We start from the raw sequence: 13,850 nt of genomic DNA, 5'->3' as shown, positions 1-13,850 counted from the left end.
CCAGAAACCCCGATTTATAATTTCGGTTTTTTTTGTTGTTTTAAGTTTTTTAGTTTTGAGTTCAAATAAAAAAAACTGAAATGAATTTAGAAGAAAACCAAATCGCTCAAGAAACAAGATTAGCAAGGGAAGAAGCAAAAAGAGACATGAAAATGTATCTAGCAAATGACTGGCAATTAAAAGAAGAAACACCTGAATATTTTTTATTAAAAAGAAATGAAGGTTCTACAACGGGACATATTTTAATATTCCTCTTTTTTGGCTGGTGGTCATTTGGCATTGCAAACTTCCTTTACTATTTGGCAAAAAGAAAAACGAAGAAAATTGTTAAGTAAAAATGTTTAAAATGGCTTTAAAAAAATATTTTCCTTTAATTTTTTGTATATTTCTTTTAGTTTCATGTCAAGAAACTAAAGATGAACTAACTTTAGAATTCAATGAAGAAATAACTATAAATGATTTGCTAAATAAAGAAGAATTTAAATCTTTAAATATTGATGAAGAATATAAAAATTATATAAATGATTATTGGGACAATAATATTGAACTACACAAAACTGGTTACAAAATCAGTGAATTTTTAGCAGAATCTAAGTTCATTGAAAAAAAGAATAATTTAGAAACAGTTGATGAAGCTCAATCTGCTGCTAGTTATGCTTTAAGTGGAATAAAAACTGTAGGTGCAATGACAATTGATGGTTTACAGCTAATGGCACTTGAAAACGATAAGAAAAAAATATATGCTTCTTTTTCTATCACTAAAAAAGAAAAAGCTGACCAATTTCAAAAAAAAATATTTGATGTTTTAAATAAAAGTTCAATCAAATATCCCGCAAATAAAAACGTAAAAGAAGTAGACTCACTGCAAAACTATAAATCTTTCACCAATGTAATTAAAAACGATAGTGATTTATATGACACTCTTGATGAACTTACAAATGATGTAGATGATTTATTTATATTAGGTTTAGAGATTAGAATAAAACAAAACCTTAATCTAGAATTAGGCTCTAAGGAGAATTATAAAGCTTTAACTGATTATGGAAACAAAATAATAAACTCTAATGGTAATTATGATGTATCAACTCAATCCGAATTGCTTGATAATTATTTTAATTTATTGTGTACTGTTTTAAAAGATATTGAACGTATAAAACAAAAAAAATATGCCGTTCCATTTGAGGATTGGAGTGAAAGCAAAAAAACCAACTTCAAATTTATTTTAAATGATATTGAAGTAAAATTAAAAAATGATGTTTTCAATTTCACTTTATAATAGTAAATCATGGTATTTCGACCCAACAAAATCAGTACATTATCAAAGTAAACCGATCTCTTTAAATTATCGTTAAATAAAGTAAATAATCTATGAAAAAAACATTACTCCTCTTAATCTTTTGCTTAAGTTTAAATACTTACTCTCAAGACATTGAAAAAATGGATAAAAAAGAATTGAGGATAGCTTTAAAAAATAGCACTACGAGTAAGGATTCTGTGATTTCAATTAACAGCATTAAAGACAAAGAAATAGCTATGCTAAATCAAAATCTAATTGCTACTAAAGATTCAATAAAAGCTCATAAAGTAAAAATCACTTCGCTTCAATCGTTGAAAAAACAAAGTGAAGACAATTCTAAAATGTTGAGTAAAACAGTGGCTGCTTTGAAAGATTCAATAGTTTTTTTGAATTCATCATTTCCTTTTATCAATACAACAATTGATTATGAACAAGGAACATCTGTTGAAGCGGGATGTTCGTGTTCTTTTGCAGAATCTAAGCAAAAATACGATAAAGATGAAATATTATATATCTCAGATTTAGGCGATAATTGTACTATTTCAATAAATAACAAAAACATACATTTAAAAAATAGTACTCCAAATATAATTGAAGAAGCTAAATTTTCAAATAATGAATATATTGTTTACATTTACAAAAAGAAAATTGTCAAATCAAATGATGAGTATGAAACTACTTGGTTTACCGCAGAAATGATTATTGAAAATAAAAAAAATGGAAAAAAAATAATTAAAAACGTTTATGGTAGCTGTGGATGTTAATTTAATCATAGTCGTTGAAACCAAAAAACGCTAACTCCAATTAGCGTTTTTTTTATGTCCCATTTTAACACAAACTTCTAAACTGTTGCATCAAAAGAACGATTCAAAATGGTAACTTTGCTTTTTTGCCAAAAATTATGCTAGACAAAGACAATACCATTGAAGTTCAAGGCGCTCGCGTGCACAACTTAAAAAATATAGATGTTTCCATTCCAAGGGAAAAACTGGTTGTCATTACCGGTCTTTCGGGATCTGGAAAATCCTCCTTAGCTTTTGATACCATTTATGCCGAAGGGCAACGCCGTTATGTAGAAACGTTTTCTGCTTATGCGCGTCAGTTTTTAGGTGGTTTAGAACGTCCTGATGTTGATAAAATTGACGGGCTTTCTCCTGTGATTGCTATTGAACAAAAAACGACCAGTAAAAGTCCGCGTTCCACCGTAGGAACTATAACTGAAATTTATGATTTCTTACGTTTGCTCTATGCTCGTGGTGCCGATGCCTACAGTTACAACAGCGGCGAAAAAATGGTTTCTTACTCTGACGAGCAAATTAAGGATTTGATTATTCAGGATTTTTCAGGAAAACGAATCAATATTCTTGCTCCTGTAATTAGAGCTCGAAAAGGACATTACGCAGAGCTTTTTCAACAAATTGCCAAACAAGGTTTCTTGAAAGTTCGTGTTAATGGCGACGTACTTGATATTACTCTAGGGATGAAACTTGACCGATATAAAACGCACGACATTGAAATTGTTGTGGACCGAATGGTAATTGAAGACACGCCAGATAACGCTAAACGTTTGATGGAAAGCATCAATACCGCAATGAATCAAGGTGAAAATGTATTGATGGTTTTAGACCAAGATTCGAATGAGGTGCGCTATTTTAGTCGGAACTTGATGTGTCCTAGCACCGGAATATCCTATCAAAATCCAGAACCCAATTTATTTTCTTTCAATTCTCCAAAAGGAGCTTGTGATCATTGCAACGGACTCGGTACTGTGAATGAAGTCAACAGTAAAAAAATTGTTCCAAACCCAAAATTATCTATTAAAGCGGGCGGTTTTGCCCCTTTAGGTGAATACAAAAGCTCTTGGATTTTTAAGCAATTGGAAACCATTGGTGAAAAATTCGGTTTTAAATTGACTGATGCAATTGAAACTATTCCTACAGAGGCGATGGAAATGATTTTGAATGGCGGAAAAGAAAAATTTAGTATCGAATCGAAAACAGCTGGAGTTACTAAAGAATATAAAATTGATTTTGAAGGAATCTCGCATTTTATAAAAAACCAACATGATGAAAGTGGATCGGCGACAATCAAGCGCTGGGCAAAAGAATTCATGGACGAGATAAAATGTCCTGTTTGTGAAGGTTCCCGATTAAAAAAAGAAGCCCAATTCTTTAAAATTAACACAAAAAATATAACCGAACTGTGCGACATGGACATTTCAGATTTGACTGCTTGGTTTAAAGATTTAGACAACCATTTATCTGATAAACAAAAGCGTATCGCTACTGAAGTAATCAAAGAGATTAAGGACCGTTTACATTTCTTGATGAATGTAGGTTTGGATTATTTGGCTTTAAGCCGAAGTTCAAAATCGCTTTCTGGTGGTGAAGCACAGCGTATTCGTTTGGCCACACAAATTGGTTCACAATTGGTTGGTGTGTTGTATATTTTGGATGAACCGAGTATTGGTTTACACCAGCGTGACAATGAAAAACTGATTCAATCGTTAGAGCAATTGCGAGACATCGGGAATTCGGTAGTGGTAGTGGAACATGACAAAGACATGATAGAACGCGCTGATTATGTGATTGACATTGGACCCAAAGCCGGAAAATACGGTGGTGAAATCATTAGTAAAGGAACGCCTGCCGAAATCTTGAAACACCATACTATTACAGCGATGTACATGAATGGCGAAATGAAAATTGAAGTTCCTAAAAAACGAAGAGAAGGCAACGGAAAATTCTTAAAACTAACCGGAGCAACGGGGAATAACTTGAAAAACGTTTCAATTGAGTTACCATTGGGTAAAATGATCTGCGTGACGGGAGTTTCGGGAAGTGGAAAATCGACTTTGATTAACGAGACGCTCTACCCTATTTTGAATGCCTATTATTTTAATGGTGTCAAGAAACCACAACCGTACAAAAAAATTGAAGGTTTAGAACATATCGATAAAGTGATTGATATTGACCAAAGCCCGATTGGTAGAACACCTCGAAGTAACCCAGCAACCTATACCGAAGTTTTTACAGAAATCAGAAATTTGTTTACGATGACTTCTGAAAGTATGATTCGGGGATACAAAGCAGGTCGTTTTAGTTTTAATGTAAAAGGCGGACGTTGTGAAACCTGTGAAGGATCAGGTGTTCGAACAATAGAAATGAACTTTTTGCCTGATGTGTATGTGGAATGTGAGACTTGTCAAGGAAAACGTTTTAATAGAGAAACACTAGAAATTAGATACAAAGGAAAATCAATTTCGGATGTGTTGAATATGACTATTGACGAGGCTGTTCCTTTCTTTGAAATGATCCCGAAGATATATAGAAAAGTTAAAACCTTACAAGATGTAGGTTTGGGCTATATTACACTTGGCCAACAAAGTACCACACTTTCTGGTGGCGAAGCACAACGTATCAAGTTAGCGGGAGAATTGTCTAAAAAAGATACTGGAAATACCTTTTACATTCTAGACGAACCTACAACAGGACTTCACTTTGAGGATATTAGAGTGCTGATGGAAGTGATTAACAAACTGGTTGATAAAGGAAATACGATCCTAATTATTGAGCATAATATGGATGTAATTAAATTAGCTGATTACATTATTGATATTGGTCCTGAAGGCGGAAAAGGTGGCGGCCAGTTGATTGCCAAGGGAACGCCTGAAGAAGTAGCGAAAAGTAAAAAAAGCTATACCGCACAGTTTTTAAAGAAAGAGTTGGTTTAATTTACCTCCAAAATAGGAATTACATACTGGAAATTTATATCGAAAGTAAATTCATATGAAATGACAAAAACTGGAAGAGCAGTATGTTGCAGTTTTAAAAAAAGAATTACTTTAGCAGGCTCGATTTTTAGCCCTGATGGAAGTGGCATCCTTTTTATTTTTTTCTTTAAAAAATAAAAAGATAGAACGGACAGCAGGATAAAGCTCCTGAAAAAAATAAAAAAGAAAATTAAAATACAAAATATGAGATTAGAAGATTTTGATAATGACGAGGATAAAGTAATCCAAGACCGATTGAAGCAGAAAGATTGGAATGAAATACGTACTAACGACAGCTGGGCGATTTTTAAAATCATGTCAGAGTTTGTAAATGGGTACGAAAGCATGGGGCGAATAGGTCCTTGTGTGTCTATTTTTGGATCGGCGAGAACCAAGCCGGAGGATCCGAATTACTTATTGGCAGAAAAAATTGCTTACAAGATTAGTAAAGCGGGTTACGGGGTAATTACTGGCGGTGGTCCTGGAATTATGGAAGCTGGAAATAAAGGAGCGCATTTAGGCGGTGGAACCTCTGTAGGATTGAATATTGAGTTGCCTTTTGAGCAGCATTTTAACCCGTATATTGACACGGATAAAAACTTAAACTTTGATTATTTCTTTGTACGCAAGGTAATGTTTGTGAAATATTCGCAAGGATTTGTGGTTATGCCAGGAGGTTTTGGTACACTAGACGAACTTTTTGAAGCGATTACGCTTATTCAAACTAAGAAAATTGGAAAGTTCCCTATTATTTTGGTAGGAAGCAGTTTTTGGTCTGGGTTGTTAGACTGGGTTAAAACGGTACTCGTAGAAAAAGAAAAAACAGTGAGTCCGCAAGACTTAAACTTAATTAAGATTGTAGATACCGAAGATGAAGTTGTGGCAGTAATTGATGCCTTTTATAAGAAATACGATTTATCTCCAAATTTTTAAATTGAAAAGAAGCTGCTCACAACAGCTTCTTTTTTTTTGTCAAAATTTAAAAAAAATAAGAATTTCGTGTTGAATAATACTTATATTTAGCCCTTTGAGTGCAGCTGGTTTATTTTCAAAAGAAATGATTTTGATACAGAATCTTAAATATTTAAACCCTTTTTTACAATAGGCACTTGATTTTTTATTGGCATTAATCTTAAACAAAGGAGTACAAATTTGAAAACCTATATAAGAGTTACGTTAACATTTTTTTTGTTAATTGGAATACAAAAAAATTACAGTCAGCATTTTACTAAAATGCAAGCGGTTGTCAATCCTGAAAGTAAAACTATAACCGTGGAACAGGAATTTGTGTATCAAAATGAGTCGAATGATACGCTTACATCTTTAGTTTTTAACGATTGGAACAATGCATATGCTACTAAATTTACACCACTAGCCAAACGGTTTTCGGACGAATTTTACAGAGGTTTTCACCTAGCCAAAGAGGATGTTCGTGGAAGTACTCAAAATTTAAAAATACTAGATACAACCACCGAATTACAATGGAACCGGCCTGAAAAAAACCCGGATTGTGTTGTTGTGACATTAACCAATGCCATTTTGCCTTTTCAAAAAATAAAACTCACACTTACTTACACGCTAAAAATTCCGAATGCGAAATTTACAAATTATGGCATTGATAATGAAGGGAATTTTAGTTTAAAAAACTGTTTTTTAGTCCCAGCACGATATGAAAACAACAACTTTTTACAATATAGCAACAACAATCTTGATGATAGTGCAAATGGCATTACCTCATTTGAAGTTTTAATAACACTACCTTCCAAAAAAAAACTATCTACAGACTTAAATATACTGCAATTTGAAGAAAAAGGTGAGGAAACCACACATCTTTTAAAAGGAGATAATCGTACAAACATTAATTTGATAATTACCTCAAAACCAGAATTTACAAGTTTTAAAAATAATATCGTTGATGTTGTCACCGATTTAAAAAACACTAAGTTAAACGATGTTCAAAAAGCGTTAGTAATTGATAAAGTAGTCACCTTTACCAATGCATTTATTGGAAAATATCCACATGAAAAAATCATTATCACTCAAAATGATTATGATAAAAATCCGTTTTATGGCTTGAACCAACTACCCTCTTTTTTGAGTCCCTTCCCAGAAGAATTTTTGTATGAAATTAAGTTTTTAAAAACATATTTAAATTCATTTCTCAAAACAAGTTTACACCTTGACCCTAGAAAAGAAAATTGGATTTATGACGGCATTCAAGTCTATGCTATGATGAAATATATTGACGAGAATTATCCAAATACAAAAATGATTGGCAATCTTTCCCGATTTAAACTATTGCGAAATTTTAATATTGCAAATATTGGTTTTAATGACCAGTACAGCTATTTTTATATGTTAATGGCTCGTAAAAATCTGGATCAACCTCTAGCTGAATCAAAAAATAATTTAATTAAATTTAATGAACAAATTGCTAATAAATACAAAGCTGGATTAAGTATTAGGTTTCTTGATGATTATCTTAAACAAGATATTATGACCCAAAGTATTCAAGATTTGTATGCAAAAAAACAAAATGCACTGGCAACTAGAACTGATTTTGAAACGCTTTTAAAATCTAAAACTAAGAAAGATATAGGTTGGTTTTTTACCACCATGATCAACTCTAGAGATCTTATTGATTATAAATTTACAACTCTGAGTAAGACAAAGGATAGTATTACTTTTTCTGTAAAGAATAAAACAGGAACGGCAATTCCTATACCTGTTTACGGAACTAAGAAAGGTGCTACTGTTTTTAAACAATGGTTTGATATTGAAGCTTGTGACAGCACTATAACCATTCCTAGAAAAAACATTGATCGCTTGATTTTAAACTTAAAAAACGAAGTACCAGAATTTAATTTGCGCAATAACTGGAAAAAGTTAAATGGTTTTTTGCCTAATAACAGACCAATAAAATTTGTTTTTATGAAAGATCTTGAATATCCTTATTACAATCAAATATTATATGTACCTTCTATTTACTATAATTTATATGATGGCCTTACCCCGGGCATTCGATTACATAATAAAACCATACTTGACAAACCTATTATTTTTGATGTCAATCCGTCTTACTCTACTAGATCACAAAATATATCTGGATCAGCAGCATTTGTGGTGAACCAAAATATTAGGACAAGTACTCTATACAACATTCGCTATGGGATAAGTGCCAATTATTTTAATTACGCACAAGACGCAGCGTATTTTAGATTAAATCCATCAATTCAATTGCGCATTCGTGAGCCAAACTTTAGAGATAATAGAAAACAATTAATTCTATTTCGACAAGTCATTGTTAATAAAGATGAAAGTGCAATTCTTACTGAGAATACTGCAACTAATTATTCTGTTTTTAATACTCGTTATATAAATACAAAAACTGAAGTTACCAATCATGTAAACTTTACCATTGATTTACAGGCTTCAGGAAAATTTAGTAAACTTACAGCAGAAATTGAATATCGAAAACTTTTTGAAAATAACCGTCAACTCAATTTACGATTTTATGCCGGAAGTTTTTTGCATAATAAAACACAATCTAACTTTTTTAGTTTTGCGCTAGATCGTCCTACCGATTATTTATTTGACTATAATTACATAGGAAGATCAGAGAATAGTGGACTTTTTAGTCAGCAATACATTATTGCTGAGGGTGGTTTTAAATCAAAAATAGACACTCCATTTGCAAACAGATGGCTTACAAGTTTGAACGCTAGTTACAGCATTTGGAATTGGATAGAGCTATATGGAGATGTAGGATTAATGAAAAATAGCACTTCAAAAGAACGTTTTGTCTATGACAGTGGCATACGCCTGAACCTGGTTACCGACTACTTTGAGCTTTACTTTCCAGTCTACTCTAACAATGGTTTGGAAATTTCTCAGAACAAATACAACGAAAAAATACGTTTTATTGTTACTTTTTCACCTAAAACATTACTCAATCTTTTTAATCGAAAGTGGTTCTAAACGAAAGTGATCTTGTCAAATTGTTGAATTATTATCAAATATTTGCTAATAAAATTACATATAATAAAAAAATAAACTTCATTTACTTAGAATAAATTGCGAAAATTAAATTCTATTTTTTTCAAAGCGCTATGATAATAGGTTGTTTTTAAGTAAATTTGCAGCATAAAGTTATACTTTTCTATTATGATAAAAGAAAAAACCAATTCTGCATTGACATTTGAAGATTTCAAAATCGAAGTTTTGAAAGACTATACCACCGCAATTATAAGCCGTGAGTGCAGTTTATTAGGACGAAAAGAAGTATTAACAGGAAAGGCCAAGTTTGGAATTTTTGGTGATGGTAAAGAAGTTCCTCAATTGGCTATGGCCAAAGCTTTCAAAAATGGCGATTTTAGATCCGGGTACTACCGTGATCAAACTTTCATGATGGCTATTGGCGAACTTACAATTCAACAATTTTTTGCAGGATTGTACGGTCATACCGATATCAAACACGATCCGATGTCGGCTGGAAGACAAATGGGTGGACATTTTGCAACACACAGTCTCAACGAAGATGGATCTTGGAAAGACTTAACAAAACAAAAAAATTCAAGTTCAGATATATCTCCTACTGCGGGCCAAATGCCACGTTTGTTAGGACTTGCTCAAGCCTCTAAGATTTACAGACAAGTATCAGGTATTCCAAATGCGGCAAATTTTTCTAACGAAGGAAATGAAATTGCTTGGGGAACCATCGGAAATGCAAGTACATCTGAAGGATTATTTTTTGAAACTATCAACGCGGCAGGTGTTTTACAAGTGCCAATGGTGATGAGTGTTTGGGATGATGAGTACGGAATTTCGGTTCATGCAAGACATCAAACTACAAAAGAGAATATTTCTGAAATCTTAAAAGGTTATCAAAAAGAAGCAGATACTAATGGGTATGAAATCTTTAGAGTAAAAGGTTGGGATTACGCTGATTTGATTACTACTTATGAAAAAGCAGCCACAGTTGCTCGTGAAAATCATGTACCCGTCTTAATTCATGTAAATGAGTTAACTCAACCTCAAGGACACTCGAGTTCTGGATCACATGAGCGTTATAAAAATGCAGATCGATTAGCTTGGGAAAGAGAATTTGACTGTATTAGACAAATGAAGTTATGGATGATAGCCATAAACATTGCCTCACCAGAAGAGATTGAAGCAATTGACGCTCAAGTAAAAAAAGAGGTTTTAGAGGGTAAAAAAGCAGCTTGGACAGCTTTTCTTGAGCCTATAATTGAAGATCAAAAAGACTTAATAGTACTATTGCAAAAAATCGCAACTACTAGCGCACACCAAGAGTCTATTTTAAAGTATGTAGCTGAACTAAGTGGTATTAAGACACCATTGAAAAAAGAAATTTTAGTTGCAGCTAGAAAAGTATTGCGATTGATTTTGAACGAATCTGGAAAAAATGAGCTTTCACAGTGGATCACAAACTATACTAAGAAAGAACAAATAAACTTCAGCAGCAATTTATTTTCAGAAACAAAGGAAAATATATTTTCATCAAAAATGGCATTACCTACTTATGCAGATGATGCAAAAGAAGATACTGATGGAAGAATGATTTTGCGTGATAACTTTGATGCTATTTTTACTAAATATCCTGAAACATTGATTTTTGGTGAAGATGCTGGAGCAATTGGCGATGTAAATCAAGGTCTTGAAGGCATGCAAGAGAAATATGGAGAACTAAGAGTAGCGGATGTTGGTATTAGAGAAGCTACTATTTTAGGACAAGGAATAGGACTTGCATTGAGAGGATTACGACCAATAGCCGAAATTCAATACCTAGATTATTTATTGTATGCAATTCAAATCATGAGTGATGATTTAGCTACTTTACGATATAGAACTGTAGGAAAACAAAAAGCACCGCTAATAATCCGTACTAGAGGACACCGTTTAGAAGGAATTTGGCATTCTGGATCACCAATGGGAATGATTATTAATGCAGTGCGTGGAATTCATGTTTTGGTACCTAGAAATATGACACAAGCCGCTGGATTTTATAACAGCTTGTTAGAGTGTGACGAACCAGCTCTAGTAATTGAATGCCTGAATGGATACCGATTGAAAGAAAAAATGCCACTTAATTATGGTGAATTTAAAACTCCAATAGGTGTAATTGAAACTTTAAAACATGGAAACGACATTACACTTGTTTCTTATGGATCAACATTGAGGCTCGTACAACAAGCCGCAATAGAGTTACTTGAAGTTGGTATCGACTGTGAAATTATTGATTTACAATCATTGTTACCATTTGATATAAACAAAGACATTATAAAAAGTATTGCTAAAACAAATCGTTTGCTAGTGATTGATGAAGATGTACCAGGAGGTGCTTCGGCTTACATAATGCAACAAATTCTTGAAGAACAAAATGCTTATGAACACCTTGACAGTAAACCGCAAACTTTAACTGCAAAAGCCCACAGACCCGCTTATGGTACTGATGGAGATTATTTCTCTAAACCATCGGCTGAGGATATTTATGAAAAAGTTTATGATATGATGAACGAAGTAAATCCTTTAAAATTTCCTTCATTGTATTAATTTTTAAAATAATTTAAAAACCAATCTTAATCAGATTGGTTTTTTTTATTACCTAATTTTCTAAAAAACAATCCTCAACAAAAGTTAAACTCTACCGCACAACTTCCCATTTAATTATCTTTACTAAAACTAAAATAATTATGGAAAAATATGCATTGTTAGCTCGATTAGAAGCCAAAGAAGGAAAAGAAGCTGAAGTTGCAGCTTTTTTAAAAAGTGCCCTACCATTAGTATTGGATGAACCCGAAACGGTGAATTGGTACGGATGGCAAATAGGAACATCAACATTTGGAATTTTTGACACCTTTGAAACTGAAGAAGGTCGAAAAGCACATTTGGCAGGTAAAATAGCCGAAGCTTTAATGGCAAATGCAGGAACGCTTTTATCAAAAGATCCTGTAATAGAATTTGTAGACTTACTTGCAGTAAAATAAGTATGTAAAAAAAATATTTGATTTAAGAAAACGTCTTAATTAATTGTTATAATGCCAATATAGCCTCTCTATATTGGCATTTTTTTATATTTTTAATGAAAAAAAAAACATGCAACCGTTAGAAAACATACTAAAAGACATTCATGATTGTAAAGTAATTGATAACACAATTTCATATAGTGATTATATTCCACTGGATTTATCAGTACACAATACTCATTTTCAAAACCTACAATTGAAAAATGCTCCCGAATTTGAGCGTTACATAGACAACTATTTATTAGAAAAAAATGCTAAAGTAGCTTATGGCGGTTACAATGAAACCAGGGATTTGTACAAGCGTAGTGGTATTTTTAATGATCTTAATACCGAAGAACGAAACATTCATTTAGGTCTAGACTTGTGGATAAAAGCAGGCACATCAGTATTAGCAGCTCTTGACGGCACGATTCATAGTTTTAATTACAATACTGGTTTAGGAGATTATGGACCCACAATAATTCTAGAACATGCTATAGACGAACATTTATTCTATACTCTTTATGGACATTTAAGTCTAGATAGTTTAAAAAATATTGCAGTTGGTGATTTCTTTGCAAAAGGTCAGTTGCTAGCTACACTTGGTGAAGCCGCTGTAAACGGAGATTATGCTCCTCACCTACACTTTCAAATTATAAAAAACATACAAGAAATGCATGGAGATTATCCAGGTGTTTGTAGTAAAAAAGATTTAGATTTTTATCTCGAAAATTGTCCCGATCCTAACCTATTACTTAAAATATAAAAATATGAAAAAATTAATTTTTCTTACAGCTATTCTATTGGTTGTTATTGGATGTAAAACCAATAAAAGCATTACTACGGATCCTACAACCGCATCAACTATAATAAAAATAGCTGTAGGTGATATTAATGATACTCAAAAGAACAAGGCCTATGAACTGGGTAAACGTGTTTTAATGACGTGTAACACCTCTAAATTTAAACCTTTTACGCCTGATGAAGCAACACCATCAGTGATTCAAAATACCACACAAGAAAGACTTACTAAAACGTGTCAACGATTTAGACAATATTACGGCACATTTGAGGATTTAAAACTTATCGAAGCCTATACAATTAAAAGCGATAATTCCATTATTTTTAGATACAAAGCACTTTATTCTAAAAATGTTGCCAACAAAGAATTAAGGGTCACAATGACATCTACTAATAAGGTTTCCTCCATAAAATCATTGGACTGGAATGATACTATTAATATAAATTAATAATTCATTTAATTTCGAAGTATCCTCTTTTGATATATTTTATTTTGTAACCAATTCGAAATCAAGAGATATAGTCTATTTTTCTGAAATAATTAACCTAAATTATTTCACAAATTTTCACTTTAATTATATAACAAATAAAATGTTGACGTTGTATAATTTTAAATTATCGAAATAACGAACTAAATATTTGATTGAATTATTTCGATAATTGTTTTGTACTATTTTTTTATACGGCTCTAAAATTAATTTTCTGAATAATTAGTATTTGTGAAAATTAAATTTATTTGATAGCTGTATAAAATTAATTAACGTAACTTACATAAATTAAACACGTTACTAACACAACATTAAATAAATATATTTGAAACTATACATTAAATACATGGTGAGCAATCGTTGTAAAATTGCTGTCAAAGAAGAGTTAAAAAAGCTGAAACTCAATTTTGTGGTTGTTGATTAAGGAGAAGTCGAAATCATGGAAAACATATCTATGGAGCAAAGAA

Annotated in this window: 10 protein-coding genes; all 10 read left to right on the top strand. The window is 32.2% G+C overall.

Going from position 1 to position 13,850, the window contains the following annotated elements; all coding sequences use genetic code 11:
* The first annotated feature begins 80 nt into the window (after positions 1–80).
* Positions 81–335 (top strand): hypothetical protein, encoded by a 255-nt coding sequence (locus tag DNC80_RS07450; RefSeq protein WP_182650494.1) that lies wholly within the window; start codon positions 81–83, stop codon positions 333–335.
* 11 nt (positions 336–346) lie between these two features.
* Positions 347–1,276, top strand: coding sequence for a hypothetical protein (locus DNC80_RS07445; RefSeq protein WP_182650492.1), 930 nt, complete (start codon positions 347–349; stop codon positions 1,274–1,276).
* Between the two features lie 92 nt (positions 1,277–1,368).
* On the top strand, positions 1,369–2,061 hold the full coding sequence (locus DNC80_RS07440; protein ID WP_182650491.1) for a hypothetical protein: 693 nt from the start codon (positions 1,369–1,371) through the stop codon (positions 2,059–2,061).
* 137 nt (positions 2,062–2,198) lie between these two features.
* Positions 2,199–5,030, top strand: coding sequence for an excinuclease ABC subunit UvrA (gene uvrA / locus DNC80_RS07435; RefSeq protein ID WP_182650489.1), 2,832 nt, complete (start codon positions 2,199–2,201; stop codon positions 5,028–5,030).
* 243 nt (positions 5,031–5,273) lie between these two features.
* Positions 5,274–6,002 (top strand): TIGR00730 family Rossman fold protein, encoded by a 729-nt coding sequence (locus tag DNC80_RS07430; RefSeq protein WP_144890655.1) that lies wholly within the window; start codon positions 5,274–5,276, stop codon positions 6,000–6,002.
* Positions 6,003–6,221: 219 nt separating this feature from the next.
* On the top strand, positions 6,222–9,047 hold the full coding sequence (locus tag DNC80_RS07425) for an aminopeptidase (RefSeq protein WP_370628719.1): 2,826 nt from the start codon (positions 6,222–6,224) through the stop codon (positions 9,045–9,047).
* A 186-nt stretch (positions 9,048–9,233) separates the two neighbouring features.
* Complete coding sequence (locus DNC80_RS07420) at positions 9,234–11,642, top strand: thiamine pyrophosphate-dependent enzyme (protein ID WP_182650487.1); 2,409 nt, start codon at positions 9,234–9,236, stop codon at positions 11,640–11,642.
* A 140-nt stretch (positions 11,643–11,782) separates the two neighbouring features.
* Positions 11,783–12,076, top strand: a complete 294-nt coding sequence (locus tag DNC80_RS07415; protein ID WP_144890649.1) for a putative quinol monooxygenase — start codon at positions 11,783–11,785, stop codon at positions 12,074–12,076.
* Between the two features lie 109 nt (positions 12,077–12,185).
* Complete coding sequence (locus DNC80_RS07410; protein ID WP_182650485.1) at positions 12,186–12,860, top strand: peptidoglycan DD-metalloendopeptidase family protein; 675 nt, start codon at positions 12,186–12,188, stop codon at positions 12,858–12,860.
* A 4-nt stretch (positions 12,861–12,864) separates the two neighbouring features.
* Positions 12,865–13,344 carry a hypothetical protein gene (locus DNC80_RS07405; RefSeq protein ID WP_182650483.1) on the top strand — a complete coding sequence of 160 codons (480 nt, stop codon included), beginning with the start codon at positions 12,865–12,867 and terminating at the stop codon, positions 13,342–13,344.
* Positions 13,345–13,850 lie beyond the last annotated feature (506 nt).

The organism is Flavobacterium sp. SOK18b, from assembly GCF_014156605.1.
GTDB lineage: Bacteria > Bacteroidota > Bacteroidia > Flavobacteriales > Flavobacteriaceae > Flavobacterium > Flavobacterium tiangeerense.
Note: the sequence above shows the minus strand (reverse complement) of the source record. Positions and strands in the feature narration are given on the sequence as shown.

Coding starts and splice junctions, on each gene's coding strand:
- DNC80_RS07450 (WP_182650494.1), top strand. CDS start 81: ATGAATTTAGAAGAAAACCAAATCGCTCAAGAAACAAGATTAGCAAGG.
- DNC80_RS07445 (WP_182650492.1), top strand. CDS start 347: ATGGCTTTAAAAAAATATTTTCCTTTAATTTTTTGTATATTTCTTTTA.
- DNC80_RS07440 (WP_182650491.1), top strand. CDS start 1,369: ATGAAAAAAACATTACTCCTCTTAATCTTTTGCTTAAGTTTAAATACT.
- uvrA (WP_182650489.1), top strand. CDS start 2,199: ATGCTAGACAAAGACAATACCATTGAAGTTCAAGGCGCTCGCGTGCAC.
- DNC80_RS07430 (WP_144890655.1), top strand. CDS start 5,274: ATGAGATTAGAAGATTTTGATAATGACGAGGATAAAGTAATCCAAGAC.
- DNC80_RS07420 (WP_182650487.1), top strand. CDS start 9,234: ATGATAAAAGAAAAAACCAATTCTGCATTGACATTTGAAGATTTCAAA.
- DNC80_RS07415 (WP_144890649.1), top strand. CDS start 11,783: ATGGAAAAATATGCATTGTTAGCTCGATTAGAAGCCAAAGAAGGAAAA.
- DNC80_RS07410 (WP_182650485.1), top strand. CDS start 12,186: ATGCAACCGTTAGAAAACATACTAAAAGACATTCATGATTGTAAAGTA.
- DNC80_RS07405 (WP_182650483.1), top strand. CDS start 12,865: ATGAAAAAATTAATTTTTCTTACAGCTATTCTATTGGTTGTTATTGGA.